Raw genomic sequence first — 20,957 nt, 5'->3', positions numbered from 1 at the left:
GCTGATGACCAGCGGGTGGTGCACAGATATGGCGCTGCCCAGGCCGGGGGTGCCCAGGGATGGTGGTGCCCAGGGATTCGCCTGCTCCCTGGGCAGCGCACGGTTCAGAGACTGAGGGCGCTTCGCATCCGTGCCCGCGTCGCCGGGCCCACGACGCCGTCGACCACAAGCCCGTGGCTGCTCTGGAAGTCGCGGGTCGCGGCCTGGGTGATCGGCCCGAACGCCTCGTCGACCGTCAGGTCCCGGTGCAGGGCCAGGCGTAGCCGCCACTGCCAGGTCGCCACCGCGGCGCCGAGGGCACCGACCTGCAGGAGCTGGTTGCCGGTACCCGGTGGGGTGTGGGTGATGTCGATCGCGATCCGGGAAGGCGATTCGAACGGCCGGACCTCGAACGGTGTTTGGGCCGCGACCCCGATGCCCCAGCTGGCGATTCCCTCGAAGTAGTCGGGTTGCGTCACTTCCCGCAGCGCGGCGAGATCATGGAAGGCTGGCGGCGCGAGCGTCACCGTCGGGTTGCCGAGGTCGTCCGTGACGTCGGCGGGCCGCAGTGTCACGTGCAGGAAAGCGCGCCCCTTCAGCGGGATCCGGTCGCCGGATCCGTCCTGGAACACCTCCGGCACGTACCTGACGTCCACAGTGGGTCGAGGGCCGTCCCATTCGATCACGACCCGGTCGAAGTCCGGGTGCCCGCCGATCCGCACGTCTGTCAACAGGGCTTTGAACTGGTCGGTCATCGCGTCCATCCGATGTCGAGGAACTCGGTGAGCAGGGGGTTCGCGTCGACGCCGGCCGTTTCCGGGGCGGCGCGCGCGATCATGCGTACTTTCTCGACGATCGCCGAGATCCGGATGCCCTTGTCGGCCGACAGCAGCCAGGGGGAGACGAGGAACCCGGTGCCGAAACCGGCGGGAACGCCGAAACCGGCGGGAACGCCGAAACCGGCGGGAACGCCGACCCTCGCCACGGCCTCCGCCGCTGCGGCTCCCAGGCGCAGCCACCTCCCGGGCAGGAAATCCGCCTTGCGGGGCGTCATGACGCGGCTCCCGCTGCGCTTGGCTGCATAGCCGGATCGTCGGTGTTTCGCCTGCCGGCGACATCGGGAAAATCCCGAACACGTGCCCCCGAATCCGGATTCCCTGACCCTGAGGGAATGGGGGGTTGCATCGACGATAATAGGGGTCATGTCGGCGGGGGCGGCCGTTCCTGTGGGGCGTGAGCGTGAGCTCGGCGCGGTTGAGCAGGCAGTTCAGTCTCTGAGCGAGGGCCGGTCGGGAGTACTGCTCCTGGCCGGTGAGCCGGGTATCGGCAAGACTCGGTTGTTACGCGAGCTTGTCGTTCGCGCGCGGGCCGCGGGCGCCCTGACCCTGTACGGCCGGGCGACGGAGTACGAGCGCGACCGCATGTTCGGGCTCGTCGTCGACGCCCTCGACGATCACGTCGTCGCGGTCGGCACGTCCGGTGTGGCACTTCCCCGGGAAGCCGACCGCGAGCTCGCTCGGATTCTCCCCTCCTGGGGGGCGGGCGAGGAGACGCATCCGTCGCGGCTGCGGGAGGAACGGCATCGCGGTCACTGGGCGTTACGGGCCCTGCTGCGGGCGTTGAGCGAGGCCCGTCCCGTACTGCTGGCTCTGGACGACATGCACTGGGCCGATCCGGCCTCGGCGCAGATGCTGTCCTACCTGCTGCGCCATCCGGTCCGTGAACGGCTGCTGCTCGCCATGGCCTTCCGCCAGGAGGAGGTCCCCCCGCCGCTCGCGACCGAGCTGGCCACCGCGGTCAGGGACGGGAGCGCCCGCCGTCTCGACATCGCCCCTCTGAGCGAGCAGGAGGCGGGTGGTCTGTTCCGGCCCGACCTGCATCCGAGGGCGCGGCGCCGGATCTACCGGGACAGCGGCGGGAACCCCTTCTACCTTCTGGAACTGGCCCGCGCGTCAGGTGAGTCGTCCGGCGCGGCGGCCATCCTGCCGCACCGGCCGGAGGTGGACGCCGCCGCTTACGCGGACCCCGTCCCCCCGGCGGTACGTGAGGCCATCGCCGGCGAACTGAGCGCGCTGAGCCCGCGGGCCCGAAGGCTGCTGGACGGCGCCGCGGTCATCGGGGACCCCTTCGGGGTGGATCTCGCCGCCATCGCCGCTGATCTCGACGACGACGATGCGCTTGCCGCCCTCGACGAACTGCTGGCCCACACACTCGTCCAGCCCATCGCGCCGGCGCGCCAGTTCCGGTTCCGCCATCCGATCGTGCGCCGGGCCGCCTATCAGGCCGCCGGAGCCGGATGGCGCCTCGGCGCCCACGCGCGTGCCGCCGAGGTGCTGGCAGCGTGGGGCGCTTCCTCCGCCGTGCTTGCGCATCACATCGAACCGTCCGCGCGGCCCGGCGACCGCGACGCCGTCGAGCTGCTGACCCGAGCGGGGCAGGAGGTGGCCTCGCGGGATCCCGCGACGTCAGCCGGGTGGTTCCAGGCGGCGTTGCGGCTGATCCCCGAGACGGCTCGGACATCCGACCACCGCCGCGATCTTCTGCTGGCCGCGGCGGACAGCCTTCGGGCCGCGGGCCGGCTGGAGGAAAGCCGCGACTGCCTGCGGGCGGCACTGGAGCTGGCCGCGCCGGACAGGACGTCGCGGGTGGCCGTGGTCGTGGCGTGCGCGGGCCTGGACTACCTGCTCCGGCGGCACACCGAGGCACTGGCCATCCTGCACGAGACCCTCGACCAGATCGCCGACCCCGGCTCGGCGGAAGCCTGCCAGCTGCGACTGGCCATCGGCGGGATCCTCACCTGGAGCGACGATCAGACCGCCCCGCGGACCTGGGCCCGTAACGCGCTCGCCGGTGGCGTCCACGCCGACGACCCGGCGCTGACCGTTGCCGCGCTCGGCCTGCTGTCGCTGGGCGAATGGCGGATGGGTAGCACCGGTGCCGCCTTCGAGGCCATCGACACGGCCCGCGGCATACTCGCCGGCCTCGGCGATGATCGGCTGTCCCCGCGAGTCGACGCCCTCACCTGGCTCGCGTTCGCGGAGGCCCTGAGCGAGCGGGTCGACGACGCGATCGAGCACTGCCACCGAGCCCTCCAGATCGCCCAGACGACCGGGCAGGGCCATCTGCTCACCGCCGTGCTGACCGCGCTGGGCTACTCGTTGCAGTGGAAGGGCGACGTGCCGGGCGCGATCAGCACGTACGACGACGCGATCGAGGTCGCCCATCTCACCGCGGTCAAGGAGACCTACGTCTGGGCCGCGGGGCTGCGCTGCTACGCCGCGACCGTCGCCGGCGACTTCGCCGCGGCGGTGCGCTACGGCCAACGGGCGCTGCAGACCATCGACAGCTCCGCGCACCTGACGACCACAGCCGCCGGGCTCTTCCTCGCCGAGGCGCAGCTGGAAGCCGGAGATCCCCACGGCTGTGTCGATCTGGTGCTCGCGACGGGCGGCGGACCTCAGCTACCGAGAGCCGAACTCCCGGACTGCCCCTACTGGTACGAGGTCCTGACCCGGGCGGAGCTTGCCCGCGGACGGGTTGACGCCGCCGGTCGCTGGGCCGAACGATCCGCGCAGAGCGCGAACAACCTGGGCCTGCCCGGACGAGCCGGCTGGGCGAGCCGCGCCCGGGCCGGCGTCTGCCTCGCGATGGGTGAGGCCGCGGCGGCGGTGAAACTCGCCCAGGAATCCGCCGCGCTGCTGGGCCTGGCCGGCAACCCTGTCGAACAGGCGAGAACCCGGATAGTGGTGGGACGGGCGCTTGCCGCCGCCGGTGAGACGGCCCTGGCCGTCGCGGAGCTCACCGACGCCGAGGCGGATCTGTCCCGGTTCGGCGCCTACGGCTACCAGCAGCAGGCCGGTCGTGAGCTGCGCCGCCTCGGGCAGCGCGAACGTCGCCGCCGGCCCGCTGGTGGTGGACGGGCTACGAACAATGGCCGCCGGATCGCAGCCGATGGCCGGACCGCCGCCCAGGTCGCGGCCTTCACCGATCGTGAACTGGATGTCGCGAGACTCGTCCGCTCCGGAAAAAGCAACCGGGAGATCGCCGCCGCCCTCTTCCTGAGCGAAAAGACGATCGAACACCATCTCACCCGCATCTTCGCGAAACTCGGAGTGCCCTCCCGGGCGGCCGCTGCCAGCATCCTGACCCGAGCCCTCACACCGTAGGCATTCAGCTGCTGGATGATGTCTGTTGTCATTCCAGGTGCCGCTACGCGTCACGGCTGCGTAGCGTCTGCCAGCCGCCGACGACCGCAGCCGCTGCCCAGACGGCTGTGATCGGCGGGCCCAGCCATGGGTTGTAGAGGACATCAGGGTCCGCCCGCGAGCTCAGGATCGCGTACAGCCCGGCCCGGTCCGGCAGGAACTGGGTGATCTTCCACAGGCCGGGGACCTCCATGCTCAACGGTGACAGCAGGAAGAGGAACGGCAGGAGCAGGCCCAGCGTCGCTGCCAGGGAACGGGTCATCGCGGCAAGACCCATGCACAGCAGGGTTAGCAGCGGAAAGTAGAGGATCAGCGAGATCACGGCGCGCACGGTGCCGGGATCACCGAGGGAAACCCCGTGCTCGCCGAGCAGCCCCTGGGTCAGGAAGAACGTCAGCGGTGCGGCCGGGAGGGCGACTGCCAGTGCCAGGCCGGCGTTGGTCACGAGCTTTCCCAGGTAGAAGTGGGTTCGTTGGGGAACGGCCGTAAGCGAGGTGGTGATGGTGCCCTTCTCGTATTCGCCGCCGAGGGACAGCATCGCGAAGACAGCCAGCGAGATCTGGGCGAAGTTCAGGCTCCAGAAACCAATCGCCAGTGGGTCATAGTCCGCTGCGGCGGCCTCGGCGTCGCCGTAAGCCCCGCATGCGAAGGCACCGAGGCCCATGAGGATCACAACGGACAGCGCCAGGGACGAGACGAGTGACCGTACGGACCGGATCTTGGTCCATTCCGAATACAGCACCGGTTGCAGGGTCATACCGGCGCACCCTTTCGCCCGGCATCGGCGGTGAACGCAGCTTTGAAGTCGCCTGAGTGCGTGGTCAGGCGTAGGAACGCCTCCTCCAGGGAGTCGCTGTGCGGCGCAAGCTCCTGAAGCGGCACCCCTTCGCGCGCGGCGACCGCGCCGACGTGGTCCGGCCGAGCATCGGCCACCTCCCACGCCCCGCCCTTCGCCGGTGCGAGGGTGAGCCCCTCGGCGCTGAGCGCCCTGCCCAGCCGGTCCGGCCTGGTCGTGCGCAGGCGGACTCGACCGCGGCTGTACCGGGCACCGAACTCGGTCATGCTGACGTCCGCCAGGAGCCGGCCCCTGCCGATGACGACCAGATGATCGGCGGTCACCGCTATCTCGTTCATGAGATGGCTGGAGACCAGGACCACCCTGCCGCCCTCGGCGAGTTCCCTCAGCAGGCCCCGGACCCCCTGGATGCCCTCGGGGTCGAGGCCGTTCAGCGGCTCGTCCAGGATGAGCACCCGAGGATCGCCCAGCAGCGCGGCCGCGAGCCCGAGCCGCTGACGCATTCCCAGCGAGAACTCGCCGAGCCGGCGTCCCGCCGCGCCGGCCAGGCCCACTCGGTCGAGCATCTCGTCCACCCGCCTGTCCGGGATCCTGTTGCTCCTGGCCAGGACCAGCAACTGGTCACGAGCCCGCCGCCCCGGGTGCACCGCGGACGGATCGAGGAGTGCGCCGACCTCCTGCAGCGGTTCCCGGATCTGCCGGTAGGACCGGCCGCCGATGAGCACCTCGCCTCCGGTCGGCCGGTCGAGACCGATCATCATGCGCATGGTCGTCGACTTTCCGGCCCCGTTGGGCCCGAGGAAGCCGGTGACACGACCGGGTTCGACCCGAAAGGTGAGCTGCTCCACGGCAACGGTCGCCCCATAGCGCTTGCTGAGATCCCGGACGTCGATGCCCACCCGGGCCGGTCGGTCCTCCTCGGTCGTCATGGTTCTAGTAAGCGCTCTGGCGGGCTGCGAGCGAATCCCCCCGCGGTCCGAGTGCAGGCTCCCTCTCGTGGGGGAGGCGCTCCTGGGGTGGCTGTGGGCATCATGGGGCAGTGCCGATCTTCGTCTCCGCCGTGTTGCGGCCCGCGGTCTTCACGCGCTGGCTGCATCTGGCCATGGGCGGGGTCTTCGCCGGCATGTGCGTCATGGTGGCCCCAGGCTTCGACGAGTCCCTGTCACGTACCCTGATCGCCTGCCTGATCTCCCCGCTGCCGGTGCTGGCGCTGACCGCACTCGTGCCGGCGACCAGGCATGCCGAGGGCGTTCAGGCACGGTGGCTTCTGAGGCCGTCGGAAAGCAGCGCGATCAGTCTCTCCCCGTCACGTGCCCGGTCCGACCGCGTGCGGACCGGGCTCTGGCTGTTCTTCCGTGTCTGGCTCGGAGTCGCCGTTCTCGCGCTGACGGTCAACTCCGTCCTCCTCGCCGGTCAGCTCGCGCTCGCCCCTTTTCGGCCGGAGCCGCTGCAGGTCAACGGAATCCGGGTACTGGCCGGGGGCGGCCTTCTGCTGGGCCCGTTCCTGGTACCGCCCCTGATCCTCGCTCTGCTGGGGGCGGTCGCCGCGGCCGGTGTGTTTCAGACCCGAGCGGCCCGCGCTCTGCTCGGCCCATCTGCGGCGGAGCGGCTGGCGGAGGTTGAGCACCGGGCCGAGCAGCTTCTGGAACGCAACCGGCTCGCCGCGGAGCTGCACGACTCCATCGGCCATGCACTCACCCTGACCATCCTGCAGGCCGGTGCGGCGAGGGGGCTTGCGGCGACCGATCCCGAGTTCGTCCACCGTGCCCTGGYGGTGATCGAGGATACCGGGCGGCGTGCCCTGGGCGATCTTGAGCGGACACTGGCAGTCCTTCGCGACGCCCAGGACGGGCCGCGAGCCCGTCCGACGCTCGCGGAGCTCGACACCCTGCTGGACAACGCGCGAACCGCAGGCACTCCGATCCTGGCTGATATCAGCCCACGGATCGGCGGCGTCCCCGGCGTCGTGTCGCGGGAGGCCTACCGGATCCTGCAGGAGGCGGTGACCAATGTGCTGCGGCATGCGCCGGGCGGCCCGGTGACGATCGATGTCACTGTCGACGACGTCTACCTGGAGCTGCGTGTCGTCAGTCTGCTTCCCGCCAGGTCCGCCGGTCCACCGAGGCAGGGCGGAAAAGGCCTGCGAGGCGCGAGGGAACGGGCCATTCTCCTCGGCGGTGATTTCAGCGCGAAGCCCCAGGGCGACAACTGGATCCTCGAAGCCAGGCTCCCTCTGAGCCTGGGATTCAACGTTCAGGCCGTTCGCAGGGACGGGGCGTCTCCGAGTAGCTCGCCCGGCGGCGGTGCAGGTTGTGCTCCACCAATCGACCTGACCTATTAGGCTGCATCGGTGGACCGAGCAGCCGATGCGCCTGAGCATCTCACCCAGTCTGCAGATTCGACCCGGGTAAATGACTACGACAGCTTTGCGCAGGCCTACTCGGCGGAGACCGAGAACAGTCTCGTGAATGCGTACTACGAGCGCCCCGCGATGTTGGCCCTCGCCGGAGACGTGGCCGGCCGTCGGATCCTGGACGCCGGCTGTGGCACCGGGCCCCTGTCTGCTGCTCTGCGCGATCGCGGTGCGGTCGTCACCGGCATCGACGCCAGCGCCGAAATGCTGGCGTTGGCCAGGCGGCGCCTGGGTGACGACCTGGCCCTGCACCTGGTCGACCTGCGCGACCGTCTGCCGTTCGCCGACGGAGCGTTCGACGACGTGGTCGCGTCACTGGTGCTGCACTACCTGGAGGACTGGGGGCCGACGCTGGCCGAGATGCGGCGAGTGCTCAGGCCCGGCGGCCGACTGATCGCGTCGGTGGACCATCCTTTCGTCGCCTACATGATCAGCAAGCCTCGGCCTGACTACTTTGCGACCACCGGTTATGACTTCAACTGGATGCTCAACGGCCGGTCCGTCCCGATGAGGTTCTGGCGCAAGCCGCTGCATGCGATGACCGATGCCTTCACCACCGCCGGCTTCCGCCTTTCCGCCATCAGCGAGCCGCAGCCCGACCCGGCCGCCCGTGAGCTGTTCCCCGACGGCTTCCACGATCTTTCGACCAAAACCACCTTCCTGTTCTTCGTCCTCGATGTGCCGCCGCCGGCCGCGGGCTCGGTCGACGAATCGGCTGTGGATAACGAGCGGAGCCAGAACCCGCCAGCGAGTACCGAACATGCCCAGTAGCCACACCCAGGTCTCAGTGCTCCTCGTGGACGACGAAGAGCTGGTGCGGGTGGGTCTGCGGGCCATCCTGGAGTCGCGCGGCGAGATCGTCGTCGTCGGGGAGGCCGCCGACGGCTCGCAGGTCGTGCCACTGATCCGGGAGACAAACCCGGACGTCGTCATCATGGATGTGCGGATGCCGAAGGTCGACGGTCTCGCCGCCATTCGGGAAATCCTCAAAGAAGTCGCCGAGCCTCCGAAGATCCTGGTGCTGACCACCTTCGAGATGGACGACTACGTCTACGAGGCGCTCCGTGGTGGGGCCAGTGGGTTCCTGCTCAAACGAGCCCGGCCGGAAGAGATCATCCAGGCCGTCCGAACGATTGCCTGCAGCGACATCCTGCTGTTTCCCGAAGCAATCCGACACATGGCAGGAAGCCGACGGAACCGGGTGGCCCACGAGACGATGCGACGGGCCGCGCTCACCGATCGGGAGTCCGAAGTACTTCGACTGATCAGCGAAGGACTGTCCAACAACGAGATCGCCAGCCGGTTGTACCTCGGCGCCCAGACCGTCAAAACCCACGTGAGCAGCGTGCTCGCCAAGCTCGGCGCCCGTGACCGCACCCAGGCGGTCATCATCGCCTACGAATCCGGATTCGTGAGCTCCGGCAACCCCTGACCGTCCAGCGCCGGTGACGCGATCATCCAGGCCACCGTCAGGCGTAGGCGTCTTCGTCCCTCTCCGGACCACGGCGCGATGGGCCATCATTTCACTCGTGTCCCGCACCCGACGATCACCTGGCAGCCGGACCGCCCTCGACGTTCTCCGTGGACTGTTGAGACCACCCGACCCGGATGCCGTCAGTCGGCTCACAGCCGAGATGGACGCCGGCCTGCTCGTCGGAAATCCCGTGGCTGTCTCATGTTTTCTCCGCGGCACCGCGGACACGATGCCATCTCGTTGGTCTTTCGGGGTTCTGATCCTCGACGGGAGAACGTTGACGTGGCGGTCCTTCTACTACTGGCGTCGTAACCAGGTGACCCGCCTGCCGTCCCGGCTCGACGTCGAGCAGGTGCGCGAGGTCCGGGGCGCGGAGAGTTTCAAGATCAAGGCGGATCTGTTCAGGATCGTGGTCTGCCAGTCGACGTCAGGACGACTGGAGCTCGGGATACCGGCGCCTGATGTACCGCTCGTGCGGCGCGCAGTTCAACGTGATCAGGGAGAACCTTTTCCTGTCTCGGGCTGAGCTGAGCTGACCGCCACCGGCATCGATTGGGGGATCAGGAGCGGGGGCGGTGGGCCCCAAGAAAGTCGTCGACAAGATCATGAACTGCCTCGACCGCGGAAGGCGGAGCGGCTGAGTTCAGGACTTGTCCTGGATCTCCCAGACGTGGTCGAGGGCGTGCCAGGCGAATCGGCGGGCGGCATAGGCCGGTGGCCAGCCGCCGCCGGTGAGCGGCACGCCGTCCGCGGGAGTGCCCAGCACCTCGAGGATCTCGGCACGCAGGGCGGTCAGGGCGGCCCGGTCGTCGGCAGGGAACGGCCGACGCCGGATGCCGATCTTCCGTGCGTAGGCGCGCTCGTTGTCGATGACATGGGCGACGATCTCGTCGCGGTCGCGCCCGCCGCCGCGGGGCCCCTTGCGGAGCGTTCGCGGGGCTGACCGGGCGAGGTCGTCAAGGGTGCGCCAGGCGGTCTGGAGTACCGCGACGGTGCGCTGCGCCGCCGCGACACGGTAGGGGCCGCTGTCCTCGGCGACGGGCACGCCGGGCGCGCCCCAGTCGGTGGTGTTGACGCCGGTCACCGTGTCGACGACGGTGATCGGCCCGGGGTCGAAGGTCAGCCCGGCGTCGGTGGTGATCAGCCGGTACCGGTCGGCGTACGCGGTCATCGCGGCCACGGCGCGGTCCTCGGTGCTGCCGATGCGCGCCCAGCCGGGCCAGTCCAGCGCGCAGGCGACGATCTTCGTCCGACCCTTTTCCAGGTAGATGCGTGTCATCGCTCGGTCGCTCCTTGATCTGAGCAGGTGGCCTGGTCAGGCCGGTACCAGCCATCCTGGAGACTCCTGAGGACAGGTTCGTTCCTCAGCTCGGAGGGAGCTGCGCGCGGATGCTGGAAACGTCGGCTCGGCTGTTACGGCTGCTGTCCCTGCTGCAGTCCCGGCGTGACTGGCCCGGCGCCGAGCTCGCCGAGCGCCTCGGCGTCACCACCCGCACGGTGCGCCGCGACGTCGACCGGCTGCGCGACCTCGGCTACCCCGTCGAGTCCGCCACCGGCACCCGCGGCGGGTACCGGCTCGGCGCGGGCGCCGCCCTGCCCCCGCTGCTGCTCGACGACGACGAGGCCGTCGCCGTGGCCGTCGGCCTGCGCGCCGCCACCGGGACGGTCACCGGGATCGAGGAGACGTCGCTGCGTGCGCTGGCCAAGCTCGAACAGGTCCTGCCATCCCGGCTGCGCCACCGGGTCGACGCGATGCGGTCCGCCATCCTGCCGCTGACCGGTCCCGGCCCGACCGTGGACCCGGACCTGCTCCTCGCACTGGCCGCCGCCTGCCGGGCTCACGAAGGCGTCCGCTTCGGCTATCAGCAGCGCACCCGCCGCGTCGAGCCATACCGCCTCGTGCACACCGGCCGGCGCTGGTATCTGCTCGCCTTCGACCTCGACCGTGACGACTGGCGCACCTTCCGTGTCGACCGCATGGACCCGGCGCCACCGCAGCCCGGGCCACGCTTCACGCCCCGGCCCGAGCCCGCCGAGGGAGCGCACGCCTACGTCGCGAACGCCCTCACCGCCGCTCCGTACCGGTACCAGGCGACCATCCTGTTCCACGCGCCGCTTCAGGTCGTCGCCGAGCACACCTCGCCCACCGCAGGCCGGCTCGTGCCCCGAGACGCCGACAGCTGCCTGTTCCACGCGGGTGGCGACTCCCTCGACAAGATCGCCCTTTACGTCGCCCTGAAGGGCATCGACTTCCAGGTCCTCGACCCGCCCGAGCTCAGAGACCACATCCGCGCGCTCGCCCGCCGGCTCGGCCGCGCCGCCTCAGCCACGGAGCTGGCCGGTACCGGCAACGCGGAAAGCTGAGGACGGGGATTGTCTGCAAGGATCCCCAGCGTTCCGGGCATGAGCGAAACGATCACCCGGTTTCGGATCGACATCCCCCAGGCGGACCCTCGACGACCTGCACCGCCGACTGGCAGAGCCGTGCGCTGGCCCAGCGAGCTGCCCGGTGTCGGCTGGCTGGCCCGTCCGCTTGACGAAGTAGTGATTGGCCACTACCTTCGTTCTTGTGGCAGCGGCAGGGGCAAGGTTGACGGCAGAGGAACGCCGTGTGTCGGTGCTCGCCGCCGCGGTGTCGGAGTTCGCGCGGGGTGGGCTGGAGGGCACGTCGACCGAGTCGATCGCGTCGGCGGCCGGAATCTCCCAGCCCTACCTGTTCCGGCTGTTCGGCTCGAAGAAGGGCCTGTTCCTGGCGGCCGTGAAGGAGACCTTCGCCCGGACGGTCGCGGCCTTCGAGGCCGCGGCGGGGGAGCGGTCCGGCCAGGAGGCCATGACCGCGATGGCTGTGGCCTACAACGACCTGCTGGCCGAACCCAGCTACCTGCTGATGCAGATGCAGGCATACGCGGCCTGTGGTGATCCGGACATCCGGGCCGCGACGCGGCGGGGTTTCCGGGATCTCTGGTACGCGGTCGAGCGTCTCAGTGGCCTGGACGTCGACGTCGTACGTGCCTTCTTCGCCATGGGGATGCTCTGCAACGTCTCGGCGGCCATGGACCTGCCTGCCCTCGACGAGCGCTGGGCGCAGATCATCTGCACGGATGGCGCGGGCATCGGGGTGAGCAAGAAGGTGCTGGCCGAAGGCTTCACGGGCCCGGTCTCCGAGCCCGCCGACGCCGATGTGGCCGGCATCGACTGAGTAGCAAAACGAGTCATCCGCGGAATTTTTTTTGGCCGCGGAAGGAAGTGGTCAGTCACTACCTTGGAGGGAAGGCCTGATGGCCACCGACCGGAACCGCCTCACCTGGACCTTCGTCGTCACCTGCCTCGCCGCCTTCATGACCTCCCTGGACAACCTGGTGGTCACGATGGCGCTCCCGTCGATCCGCGAGCACCTCCACGCCAGCCTGGCCGAGCTGGAATGGACCGTTAACGCCTACACCCTCAGCTTCGCCGTCCTCCTGCTGCCCGCGGCGGCGCTGGGGGACAGGCTCGGCCGGCGCCGTGTCTTCGCCGCCGGGCTGACGATCTTCACCGTGGCCAGCGCCGCCGCCGCACTGGCACCGGGCGTCGGCACGCTCATCGCCGCCCGGGCCGTGCAGGGAGTCGGTGGGGCGATCGTGCTGCCGCTGTCGATGACCCTGCTGTCGGCCGCGGTCCCGGCAGAGCGCCGCGGCGCCGCACTGGGCATCTGGGGCGCGGTCTCCGGCCTGGCCATCGCGCTCGGGCCGCTGGTCGGCGGGGCCATCACGCAGGGCGCGGCCTGGCAGTGGATCTTCTGGGTGAACGTCCCGCTGGGCCTCGCTGTGATCCCCCTGGCCTTCACCCGCCTCACCGAAAGCCGTGAGCCGTCCAGCCGGCTGGACGTCACGGGAACCGTCCTGGTCAGCCTGGGCCTGTTCGGGGTGGTCCTCGGTGTGGTCCGTGGGCAGGACCACGGCTGGACGAGCGCCGGGGTGCTAAGTGCACTGATCGCCGGCGCGGTCGGACTGGTCGCGTTCGTCGCCTGGGAGCTGCGGTCCGAGCGGCGCGGCGGCGCACCGATGCTGCCGGTGAGCCTGTTCCGCCGCCGCGGGTTCGCCGCGGTCAACGCGGTCGCGGTGCTGTTCTCCTTCGGGATGTTCGGATCGATCTTCCTGATCTCCCAGTACCTGCAGAACGTCATGGGCTACTCACCGCTGGGCGCCGGCCTGCGCACCCTGCCCTGGACGGTGATGCCGCTGATCGTCGCGCCGATCGCCGGCCCGCTGTCCGACCGGATCGGCGGGCGCCCGTTGATGGTCACCGGCCTGGCCATGATGACCGCCGGGCTGCTGTGGCTGCGCGCTGACCTGGCCCCCGACACGTCGTTCCTGACCCTTGTCCCCGCCTTCGTCGTCTCCGGCGTCGGCATGGCCCTGTTCTTCGTCCCGGTCGCGAACGTGGTCATGGGGTCGGTTCCGACCGAGTTCGAGGGCGTGGCCTCCGGGGTCAACAACGCTTTCCGTGAGGTCGGCGGCGTCTTCGGTATCGCGGTCCTCGCCTCGGTGTTCGCCGCGGCCGGTGGCTACGCCAGCGCCGCCGACTTCACCGACGGCATCCGCGTCGCCCTGGTCGTCGGCGCGGTCGCGACCGGCGTCGGAACGCTCGGCTCCCTGCTCGTCCCCCGCCACCGGACGTCCCCCGCCGACGAGCTCACCGACCGGACCGACATCCGCACCGACGCACCGGCCCGGAGCCTCGGCTACGAGCCCGCCGGTACCTGACGGCCCCGCGGCCTTCCCGCCGGGGCGGATCCGGTCAGATTGCGAATCCCCGCCACGCCCACGCCCACGCCAACAGCCGGGACGCCGGCCGCCCACGCTGCGGAATATCACCCGCAGCCCGGGCGGCCGGCCCCTGACTTTCAGTGATCCTTCTCCGTATCACCGTCCACGGTCAGGGAAACGCAGGTCTGGGTCGATGAGGGAAAAGGCTCCGTTACCGCCGGGGGCGGAAATAGTTTCTGACCGCATAAGCGGTGGTCTTCGCACCGATCTTCGCACCCTCGATGTCGGCCGTCCGGGTGTGGATGCCACCCCAGATACGGGCCTCGATCACCTCGGCGATGGCCTGCGAGAAGCTCCGGAAATACCGGGTGGTGCCCGAGGCCTCGCTGTAGGCGCTGAAGGCTATGTCGTCCCGGCCGAAGAAGTACGCCAACGCCGACATGCTCGCTGCCGTGAAGCAGGTGTGCCCCGAGGTGAAATCGGGGTGCGGTGGTGTCACGAGCAGCGGCATCCAGTTCGGGTCGGCCGCGGTGGCCGGGTTGCCGTCGGTGTCCGCCAGCTGGATCGCGGTCACCGGCCGCCAGAACATCCAGGCCGCCTTCTCGTTGTAGCAGGCGGTGGTCGCGTCGGCCTCGGAGATGTCCACCATGGCGAACATCCGTGCCGTCTGCAGGACGGTCAGGCGCTGGCCGGTGGCCAGCTGCCGCTTGATCTCCCACTCGCCCAGGTGACGGTCATGCCACCAGATCGCGGCCTGCGTCTGGTCGAGGGTGCGGGTGCGGCTGTTGACCGCGCCGATCTCCTTGACCTCGTTGAGGTCGCGGGCGTACTGGGCGGAGGTCAGCGCGGGTGGGCCGGCGCTGCGGAACATCGACGTACTCGGCAGGAGGAACGGCCTGAGCTTCGCCACCCACGCCGTGTCGGAGGCGTAGGTGGGCGGGGTCGGCCGCCACTGGCCGGGCTCGGTACCCATCGGCCAGGCCGGGTCGCCGAACGCCCCGTCACCCTGGCGCGCCCGGATCATCGCGGCGGCGGTCTGGCTGCCCACCGAGACCCCGCCGCGCTTCGCGGCACTGTCCGGGACGGTCGCCATCCACTCGTCGTACTGTGCCTGCAGACGCGCCTGCTGAGCTGGGAAAAGCGAGCTGAGAACCTGGAAGGCCGCGGTGCCGACCGCCGCGTTCACCGATTCGCGGCCGTTGGTGCGCGGAGCGCTGAGATAGGGCTCGTAGGGGCGCCCGGAGATGGCGTTCACCGCGTCGTAGACCGCTCCGTGCACCATCGCGAAGCTGCGCGCCTGCACCTGCGGCTGCTGCCCGGCCACATCCCAGATCGCGGTCTGCGCGTTACGGTCCCAGACGATGACGGCATTTGGCGAGGTGTTCGCGAACGCGCCCGGCGCGGGCGAGGCGCCGGCCGCGACCGGCACACCGGCGGCAATGAAACCGGCGACGACCGTGCACATTAATTTTCGACGAAATCGACCCGAGCGCACCACAGTTGGTCTCCCTTGCTCGCGGGCAGAAAAGGCGAGAGATGGACAGATGTCCAGCGTGAACTCCGGTCATGATGTCACCACGAGATCAAGGGCGTAGCGCTTTGAAGCGCGACGTGCTGTTTCGGCAGGTCCGGGCGTTACCGCCTTCAGGTATCGGCGTGACGTTCCCCGTTCCCGGCGGAGCCCCGGGTAGCCAGCCGACCAGGCGCTGCGATGGTCCGGCATGCTGGGCGGATGCGTGAAGTGAGTATTCGTGACGACGTCATCCGCCTGGGTCAGTTCCTCAAGCTCGCCGACGTCGTGGAGGCGGGCGCGGAGGTCAGGACAGTGCTGGCCAACGGGGACGTCCAGGTCAACGGCGAGGTCGAGACCCGTCGCGGCCGTCAGCTACGGCGGGGAGACGAGGTCACCCTGGCCGGTGTGCAGCTTCGCGTCGGCTGACCCACCGCCTGCCGCGGCCACGCGCGGGGCGCGGTACGTCGCCGCCCGGCGAACTCCGCCCCGCCGCCCCGGGACCCCGCTGTCCCGGGACCCCGCGGTTCCGCGACCCCGCGGTTCCGCGACCCCGCGGCCTGCGGCCCCTGCTTCGTTCTCGGTGGCTGCGAACGGCGTGTGCCGAAGCGGCGCGCGAGGAACCGGCTCAGCCGGCTCAGCCGGCTCAGCCGCCGAAATCGCCGGCGTTCTGCGGGCGCCAGTCCGCCGACCGCAGCCACGCCCCCATCGTCAGGACCTTCGGGTGCAGGGCGCGCAGGGCCGGCAGATCGGGCTGTTCCATCGCGCCGGAATCGAACCAGGCGAACATCTTCGCGACCTCCTCGTCGAAGGCGCGCAGCTGCTCGAGCGGGGTCTGGTGAAAACGTGCCGGGATTCCGGCCGCCTCGCCGAACCGTTCGGCTATCTCCGAGGCGGCGAGATGGTCGCCCGCGATCACCAGGGTCTGACCGACGAACGCCGCCGGCTCGCCGAACGCCAATGCCGCGAACTCGCCGATGTCGGCCATCGAGATCAGCGGCAGCCGGCTGGACGGGCGCAGGGCGAGGGAGACGACCAGCCCGTTCTCGGTCAGGACGGGGCGGGTGACGGTCGTGAAGTTCTCCATGAAGAACACCGGCCGCAGGACGGTGGCCGGCAGGCCGAGATCCCGGATGTGCGCTTCGACGAGCCCCTTGCTTTCCAGATGCGGAACGCCGGTGTCCTGGTCGGCGCCGGCAACCGAGCTGTAGACGAGGTGGTCGACACCGGCCTGCGCCGCGAGGTCGGCGACGCACTTTCCGCGCCGTACCTCGGACTCGACGTCCGCCAGGCTCACGGTGCCCGAGGTCACGCTGCTCAGCATCAGGAAGACGCCGCTCACGTCCGCCATGGCCGTGCGGATCGATGCCGGGTCGTCCAGATCGCCGACGACGAGCCGGGCCCCCGCCGCCTGAAGCGCTCGCGCCGCGGGCCGCTGCGGGTCACGTACCAGCGCGTGCACCTTCCGCCCGCGTCCCAGCAGCGCTCGGGCCACCGCACCGCCCTGCTGTCCGGTCGCGCCGATGACAAGAACTGAATTCTCACGATCATCCATGGGGCGTAAAGCTAGCCACGGTCACCGCCGACAACCTGGTTGCGATGGTGATACCCAGGACTCCTGGACAGCAAGGGGACGAGGATCTATGCACCGCGCCGAACTGGCCACCTTCCTGCGCGCGCGACGGGCAGCCCTGCGGCCCGCGGACGTCGGCCTGCCCGACGGCGTCGGCCAGCGGCGGACTCCCGGCCTGCGCCGCGAGGAGGTGGCCGAGCTGGCCGGGCTCTCGCTCACCTGGTACACGTGGCTGGAGCAGGGCCRCCCGATCGCGGCGTCCGCGCAGGTCGTGGACGCGCTGGCCCGCGCACTGCGGCTCGATGCCGACCAGCACCGGCACCTGCGTGTCCTGGCCGGCCTGCCGGTGCCGCCGGCGCGAACCGCCCCGGACGAGGTCGAGCCCCGGGTCCAGCGCCTCGTCGACGCGACCGCGCCGAACCCGTCCGTCATGTTCGACCGGTACTTCGACTTCATCGCCTGGAACGCCCCGTACGTTCGGATCAGGCATGATCCCGCCGTGTTACCTGAAGGCCGGCGCAATCTGCTGTGGATGATGTTCACGGACAGGGAGAACCGCGCACGAATGCCGTTCTGGGAAGCGGCCGCGCGGGCTGTGCTGAGCCAGTTCCGCGCGGCCGTGGGCCAGCGCCCGGACGACGCCCGGTTCGTGGAGCTGGTCCGTGCGCTGACCGAGGCGAGCCGCGAATTCGGCCAGTGGTGGAACACCTACCCGATCCGGGATTTCAGACCGGCGACGATTTCGATCGACCATCCGGCCACCGGCCGAATCGCCCTGGACGTCTACCAGCTGCGACCGGTGGAATACCCGGACCTTCTGCTGGTCATGCAGGTTCCGACAACCCCCGACGACCTGCGCCGCGCCCTCTCGCTGGTCGACCACTGACCGTAACTCAACTCAACTCAACGCAGCGCGGTCCTCGCGGTGCCGTTCAGATATCGGCTGCGTTCGGGGGGATGGCGTCGAGGACGGCGAGGGCGTCGCTGAGCATGGTGGCGAGGTCGCCGCCATGGAAGCTCCAGCGTGCGTGTGCGGCGATCATGACTGCCGCGGCGGCGACCGCGAGCATCGTGGGTTGGAGGCTGTCGCGTGCGGTGCCAAGGCGGGTGCTGAGGAAGTCGCCGAGGACCGCGTTGAGTTCCAGGACGTTGATGCCGAGCATCACGTTGCTGGCGGCCGGGCTGACCATGGAGATACGGATCCAGCGGGCGACGTCGGTGGTGTCCTCGGCGGCGACGACGTCGTGGACAGCCCATCGGATGGAGCGCATGGGTGGTTCGTCGGCTGCTCGGGCGGCCAACGCGGTGGCGATGGCCTGTGCCCGGCGGCGGACACCGGCGCGCAGAAGATCGTCTTTGGTGGGGAAGTAGCGGTAGAAGGTACGGATGGAGATCCCTGCGGCGTTCGCGATGTCACCTGCGGTCACCGCGTCGAATCCGTGCAGTTCGAACAGGTTGAGGGCGGCGGATTCGACAGCCCGGGCCGCGGCTTCCCGCCGGTCGGCCCGGGCCTGTTCCACATGCGGTGATGTCCTGTACGGACGCTTCGCCGTCCCGCCCGCCACCGTTTCCCCCTGTGCCCGCCTGTGCCTGTGTCCGCGACGGCAGTCTGCGCCGTTTCGACCAGGCTAGCTTCGGGGGCGGCTGGTGGCCGGGGTCAGCTGATGGTGGGCAGGGCCAGGGCGGATCCGCCGGCGCCGGTGGCGATGGCGACGTCGACCGGTGTCGAGTTCTGGGTGAGCATCGACGAGGCGCCGCCGGAGATCCGCAGGGCGATGCGATGGCCTGCGGCGAACTGCCAGTCGTCGGCCCGGATCGGGATGGTGTAGGTGACGGATTCGCCCGCCTGCACCGGCATCGGCACGACGTCGGACGTCCGGTGGCTGGCGCGCAGGAAGCCGTTGTTGACCAGGGTCTGCGTGCCATCGGTGCCGACGTCGAGCAGTTCGACGTAGAAGTTGGCGTCCGTTCCGGTCAGCGTGGCCTTCAGGGTGAGCGTGGAATGGCCGAAGATCGACGTCGCGGTGGTGAGCGGGCTGGTCTGGAACAGGACCGATCCTCCGGAGGTCGAAGGATCCTGCGGCTGGTGGAATGTCGCGGTTCCGGCCGTTCCGGCCGTTGTGCTCGCGGTGCCGGTGGTGCTCGCGGTGCCGGTGGTGCTGGCGGTGTTGAGGGCGAACGACTGCGTTGCCGCGTCGTTCGGGTCGTAGCCGACGATCTCGCGCCAGCCCGGCGCGGAAGCGGTGGCACCCGCGTAGCTGACGAAGGTTGGCTTGGCCGGGATCGGGACGTCGGGCAGCTGCTTGGTCCAGTGATCGAACCAGGCGAGCACGATTCCGGGGGCGAGCCCGTCGGAGTTGCACAGCGGTCCGCAGTTCGGGTAGGTCAGCGGGAGCAGGTGGGTCCACTGGCCGTAGATTGCCCAGGTCCTGCCCAAGGCGCCCTCGATGTTGGCCAGTTCGCCGGAACGGAAGTACTGGTCGACCCAGCCGCCCATGGTGAACACAGGAACATTGATGGAGTCGTGACGGCCAAGGAATGACCGTGACTGCCAGTAGTCGTCGTAGGTGGGGTGGGCGCGGTTCGTCGCGTACTCGTTGGCGGGGTTGATCACTCCACCGCTCATGAGCTCGGCGGTGCCGGGCCAGTTGTCGATGTCGCCGCCTTCGGTGGCCTTGATGCCACCGGGGTAGATCACATCGTGGTACAGGTCGGACGGAGACTGCAGCGGCGCGATGGCGACGAGGTGCGGGGGCTGGTTGATCGCGGTGGCGTAGGTGGTGTCGCCGCCGTAGCTCTCGCCGGTCATCCCGATCCGGCCGTTGGAGAAGGGCTGCGCCGCCAGCCACTCCACGAGGTCGTAGCCGTCCTTGCCGTCCTGGGCCGACATGGCGTTCTGCCAGGTGCCGCCGGAGCCGCCGACACCACGCAGCGTGCAGACCAGGGCGTTGTAGCCGCGCGTCGCGAAATAAGTCGCCTCACTGTTGACGTAGGTGTCGTGTAACAGCGAGTACGGGGTGAACTCGGTGACGATGCCGGGGAAGGCTCCCGCGGCCGGCGCGCTGTTGGTCGCGGGACGAACCAACGTACAGCTCAGCTGGGTGCCGTCCCGGGTCGGGACCGTGACCTTGGTGGTGATGGACTGGTAGGTGGCCTCGCGGTCGTAGCTCCACCATGCCTTCGTCTGGGCCGACAGCGGCTGCGCGCTGACCGACCCGGACGAAGGCGGCGAGGAAGGCTGCCCAGACAGCTCTCCCGTCGAGATCGGCAGGCAGGCGGACGCCGTCAGCGCGGCGACGGCCAACGCGGCGACCGGAGCGAGGCGACGCAGCGGCGTTCGCCTTGGAGTGGCCATACGAGGCCCCCTTCCATTTGGGTGGCACAGCGTGTCACGCAAATGTGTGCGGGGGCGAGACGTCCTTACGACTTGGCCTCCCGCGGATTCGGGCCCCACCGGCCGCCTGGTCGGCGCCTGGCTTGCCCGCCGCGCGGTGGCCTGCACAAAGGCCACCGCCGCAAACGGCCTCGACCAGATACGCGGATACCGGCGCGCATTACCACGAAAGTGCCGCCGGCCGGGATGGATCAGGCCGTCGGCATGCCCGGCCATTCAGCTCACGCATCGTGCTGGCCTGTCGGCCAATCCCGGCGTCCGGCGCTGGTTGGACGCCACCTCGCCAGTGAGATCCCATTGACCGGCCCGGCCCGGACGCGGTCAGCCGCGGGGAAACCGGTCGTTGAAGGTCTCTGCGGCAAGCTGATCGAAGAGCGCCCGGGCGCGTGCGTCCTCGGCGTCAAGGTGCTCATCCATAGCCGTCTCCGCCTCCTCATCGGTGGGAAAGCGCAGACTGTCCAGCGCCGCGCAGTGGCAGGTGACCTGCCACTGGCCGTCGAGGTCCTGGTCGATGGTGGCGCCGGTGCAGCTTTCGTCGCCCAGCAGGAACAGGGGCATGGAGCGGAGCCCCGGCGGCTCCGGGCTCTTCAGAACCACGTCGCACCGTCGATCCGAGAGCGGGTGGCTGTGAACAGCCGAATCGGCTGCGGCCTCAGTCGGATACTCGCCGTTGAGGGCGCCACACCAGCAGTGCACCCACCACCGCTCGTCAGCTCCGCCTGCTTCCACCGCGTTCTCCTCTGCTGCATGGGCCCGCCGGATGCGTATGCAGCGTCCCATCGCCCTGGTCCGGCCCACGGGCAGCCCATCGGTGAGGTCTGTCCAGGCAACGACCGCTGGAACTCAAGCCGGCAGGACGAGGGCC

20 protein-coding genes are annotated in these 20,957 nt (G+C 69.8%); 10 read left to right on the top strand and 10 right to left on the bottom strand.

The features are described from left to right. Nucleotides 1-104: 104 nt before the first annotated feature. Together CcI49_RS30965 and CcI49_RS30960 are read right to left on the bottom strand one after the other, a co-directional pair. Entirely contained in the window at nt 105-734 is a 630-nt protein-coding gene (locus CcI49_RS30965) for a peptidoglycan-binding domain-containing protein (protein WP_054568549.1), read from the bottom strand. Continuing rightward, the gene (locus CcI49_RS30960; protein ID WP_076832430.1) at nt 731-1,033 is read right to left on the bottom strand and encodes a hypothetical protein; all 303 of its coding nucleotides are present in this window, start codon (nt 1,031-1,033) and stop codon (nt 731-733) included. Before CcI49_RS30960 ends, CcI49_RS30965 begins: the two co-directional genes overlap by 4 nt. 148 nt (nt 1,034-1,181) lie before the next feature. Here CcI49_RS30960 and CcI49_RS30955 point away from each other — a divergent pair, with 148 nt between their 5' ends. Beyond that, entirely contained in the window at nt 1,182-4,145 is a 2,964-nt protein-coding gene (locus tag CcI49_RS30955) for an AAA family ATPase (protein WP_076832427.1), read from the top strand. Between the two features lie 43 nt (nt 4,146-4,188). Here CcI49_RS30955 and CcI49_RS30950 read toward each other — a convergent pair whose 3' ends face one another. Both CcI49_RS30950 and CcI49_RS30945 read right to left on the bottom strand, forming a co-directional pair. Continuing rightward, complete coding sequence (locus tag CcI49_RS30950; RefSeq protein ID WP_054568121.1) at nt 4,189-4,941, bottom strand: ABC transporter permease subunit; 753 nt, start codon at nt 4,939-4,941, stop codon at nt 4,189-4,191. Next, nucleotides 4,938-5,909: an ATP-binding cassette domain-containing protein gene (locus tag CcI49_RS30945; protein WP_054568120.1), complete on the bottom strand. Its 972-nt coding sequence runs from the start codon at nt 5,907-5,909 to the stop codon at nt 4,938-4,940. Before CcI49_RS30945 ends, CcI49_RS30950 begins: the two co-directional genes overlap by 4 nt. A 110-nt stretch (nt 5,910-6,019) precedes the next feature. Between CcI49_RS30945 and CcI49_RS30940 the strand changes: the two genes are divergently transcribed. The 4 genes from CcI49_RS30940 (at nt 6,020) to CcI49_RS30925 (ending at nt 9,393) form a co-directional block, all read left to right on the top strand. Further along, nucleotides 6,020-7,321: a histidine kinase gene (locus tag CcI49_RS30940; protein ID WP_076832424.1), complete on the top strand. Its 1,302-nt coding sequence runs from the start codon at nt 6,020-6,022 to the stop codon at nt 7,319-7,321. Nucleotides 7,322-7,330: 9 nt separating this feature from the next. After that, nucleotides 7,331-8,164 carry a class I SAM-dependent methyltransferase gene (locus tag CcI49_RS30935; RefSeq protein WP_076832421.1) on the top strand — a complete coding sequence of 278 codons (834 nt, stop codon included), beginning with the start codon at nt 7,331-7,333 and terminating at the stop codon, nt 8,162-8,164. Further along, entirely contained in the window at nt 8,154-8,825 is a 672-nt protein-coding gene (locus tag CcI49_RS30930) for a response regulator transcription factor (RefSeq protein ID WP_054568117.1), read from the top strand. The genes CcI49_RS30935 and CcI49_RS30930 overlap by 11 nt, the downstream gene beginning before the upstream one ends. Nucleotides 8,826-9,144: 319 nt before the next feature. Further along, nucleotides 9,145-9,393 carry a hypothetical protein gene (locus CcI49_RS30925; protein WP_241840339.1) on the top strand — a complete coding sequence of 83 codons (249 nt, stop codon included), beginning with the start codon at nt 9,145-9,147 and terminating at the stop codon, nt 9,391-9,393. Between the two features lie 117 nt (nt 9,394-9,510). On the opposite strand, the gene CcI49_RS30920 is transcribed toward CcI49_RS30925, so the two are convergent. Beyond that, nucleotides 9,511-10,146 carry a hypothetical protein gene (locus tag CcI49_RS30920; protein WP_076832418.1) on the bottom strand — a complete coding sequence of 212 codons (636 nt, stop codon included), beginning with the start codon at nt 10,144-10,146 and terminating at the stop codon, nt 9,511-9,513. Nucleotides 10,147-10,256: 110 nt separating this feature from the next. Between CcI49_RS30920 and CcI49_RS30915 the strand changes: the two genes are divergently transcribed. The 3 genes from CcI49_RS30915 to CcI49_RS30905 all read left to right on the top strand — a co-directional run bounded on the left by CcI49_RS30915 (nt 10,257) and on the right by CcI49_RS30905 (nt 13,612). After that, the gene (locus CcI49_RS30915; protein WP_076832415.1) at nt 10,257-11,231 is read left to right on the top strand and encodes a WYL domain-containing protein; all 975 of its coding nucleotides are present in this window, start codon (nt 10,257-10,259) and stop codon (nt 11,229-11,231) included. A gap of 247 nt (nt 11,232-11,478) precedes the next feature. Further along, a complete protein-coding gene (locus CcI49_RS30910; RefSeq protein ID WP_241840338.1) occupies nt 11,479-12,066 on the top strand; it encodes a TetR/AcrR family transcriptional regulator in 588 nt (195 codons plus the stop codon). 79 nt (nt 12,067-12,145) lie between these two features. Beyond that, the gene (locus CcI49_RS30905) at nt 12,146-13,612 is read left to right on the top strand and encodes a DHA2 family efflux MFS transporter permease subunit (RefSeq protein ID WP_076832409.1); all 1,467 of its coding nucleotides are present in this window, start codon (nt 12,146-12,148) and stop codon (nt 13,610-13,612) included. A 214-nt stretch (nt 13,613-13,826) separates the two neighbouring features. Here CcI49_RS30905 and CcI49_RS30900 read toward each other — a convergent pair whose 3' ends face one another. After that, the gene (locus CcI49_RS30900; protein WP_241840337.1) at nt 13,827-15,113 is read right to left on the bottom strand and encodes a vanadium-dependent haloperoxidase; all 1,287 of its coding nucleotides are present in this window, start codon (nt 15,111-15,113) and stop codon (nt 13,827-13,829) included. Nucleotides 15,114-15,347: 234 nt separating this feature from the next. On the opposite strand from CcI49_RS30900, the gene CcI49_RS30895 reads away from it, so the two are divergent. Continuing rightward, entirely contained in the window at nt 15,348-15,554 is a 207-nt protein-coding gene (locus CcI49_RS30895; protein ID WP_193209756.1) for an RNA-binding S4 domain-containing protein, read from the top strand. Nucleotides 15,555-15,771: 217 nt separating this feature from the next. Here CcI49_RS30895 and CcI49_RS30890 read toward each other — a convergent pair whose 3' ends face one another. Further along, nucleotides 15,772-16,680, bottom strand: a complete 909-nt coding sequence (locus CcI49_RS30890; protein WP_076832401.1) for an NmrA/HSCARG family protein — start codon at nt 16,678-16,680, stop codon at nt 15,772-15,774. Between the two features lie 88 nt (nt 16,681-16,768). Here CcI49_RS30890 and CcI49_RS30885 point away from each other — a divergent pair, with 88 nt between their 5' ends. Continuing rightward, a complete protein-coding gene (locus tag CcI49_RS30885; protein WP_076832398.1) occupies nt 16,769-17,584 on the top strand; it encodes a helix-turn-helix transcriptional regulator in 816 nt (271 codons plus the stop codon). A 46-nt stretch (nt 17,585-17,630) separates the two neighbouring features. Here CcI49_RS30885 and CcI49_RS30880 read toward each other — a convergent pair whose 3' ends face one another. The 3 genes from CcI49_RS30880 to CcI49_RS42775 form a co-directional block, all read right to left on the bottom strand. Further along, nucleotides 17,631-18,218: a TetR family transcriptional regulator gene (locus CcI49_RS30880; RefSeq protein ID WP_241840336.1), complete on the bottom strand. Its 588-nt coding sequence runs from the start codon at nt 18,216-18,218 to the stop codon at nt 17,631-17,633. 137 nt (nt 18,219-18,355) lie between these two features. Next, nucleotides 18,356-20,053: a CocE/NonD family hydrolase gene (locus tag CcI49_RS30875; protein WP_076832392.1), complete on the bottom strand. Its 1,698-nt coding sequence runs from the start codon at nt 20,051-20,053 to the stop codon at nt 18,356-18,358. Nucleotides 20,054-20,413: 360 nt separating this feature from the next. After that, nucleotides 20,414-20,650 carry a hypothetical protein gene (locus tag CcI49_RS42775; protein WP_198955687.1) on the bottom strand — a complete coding sequence of 79 codons (237 nt, stop codon included), beginning with the start codon at nt 20,648-20,650 and terminating at the stop codon, nt 20,414-20,416. Between the last annotated feature and the right edge of the window lie 307 nt (nt 20,651-20,957).

Origin of the sequence: Frankia sp. CcI49, from assembly GCF_001983215.1 — a bacterium.
Classification (GTDB): domain Bacteria; phylum Actinomycetota; class Actinomycetes; order Frankiales; family Frankiaceae; genus Parafrankia; species Parafrankia irregularis.
This window is presented reverse-complemented; position numbering and strand designations above follow the sequence as displayed.

Excerpts from the sequence above, each read along its gene's own strand:
- CcI49_RS30895 (WP_193209756.1), top strand. The coding sequence starts at position 15,348 with ATGCGTGAAGTGAGTATTCGTGACGACGTCATCCGCCTGGGTCAGTTC.
- CcI49_RS30890 (WP_076832401.1), bottom strand. The coding sequence starts at position 16,680 with ATGGATGATCGTGAGAATTCAGTTCTTGTCATCGGCGCGACCGGACAG.
- CcI49_RS30915 (WP_076832415.1), top strand. The coding sequence starts at position 10,257 with ATGCTGGAAACGTCGGCTCGGCTGTTACGGCTGCTGTCCCTGCTGCAG.
- CcI49_RS30945 (WP_054568120.1), bottom strand. The coding sequence starts at position 5,909 with ATGACGACCGAGGAGGACCGACCGGCCCGGGTGGGCATCGACGTCCGG.
- CcI49_RS30960 (WP_076832430.1), bottom strand. The coding sequence starts at position 1,033 with ATGACGCCCCGCAAGGCGGATTTCCTGCCCGGGAGGTGGCTGCGCCTG.
- CcI49_RS30950 (WP_054568121.1), bottom strand. The coding sequence starts at position 4,941 with ATGACCCTGCAACCGGTGCTGTATTCGGAATGGACCAAGATCCGGTCC.
- CcI49_RS30955 (WP_076832427.1), top strand. The coding sequence starts at position 1,182 with ATGTCGGCGGGGGCGGCCGTTCCTGTGGGGCGTGAGCGTGAGCTCGGC.
- CcI49_RS30930 (WP_054568117.1), top strand. The coding sequence starts at position 8,154 with ATGCCCAGTAGCCACACCCAGGTCTCAGTGCTCCTCGTGGACGACGAA.
- CcI49_RS30905 (WP_076832409.1), top strand. The coding sequence starts at position 12,146 with ATGGCCACCGACCGGAACCGCCTCACCTGGACCTTCGTCGTCACCTGC.
- CcI49_RS30875 (WP_076832392.1), bottom strand. The coding sequence starts at position 20,053 with ATGGCCACTCCAAGGCGAACGCCGCTGCGTCGCCTCGCTCCGGTCGCC.
- CcI49_RS30920 (WP_076832418.1), bottom strand. The coding sequence starts at position 10,146 with ATGACACGCATCTACCTGGAAAAGGGTCGGACGAAGATCGTCGCCTGC.
- CcI49_RS30965 (WP_054568549.1), bottom strand. The coding sequence starts at position 734 with ATGACCGACCAGTTCAAAGCCCTGTTGACAGACGTGCGGATCGGCGGG.
- CcI49_RS42775 (WP_198955687.1), bottom strand. The coding sequence starts at position 20,650 with ATGCCCCTGTTCCTGCTGGGCGACGAAAGCTGCACCGGCGCCACCATC.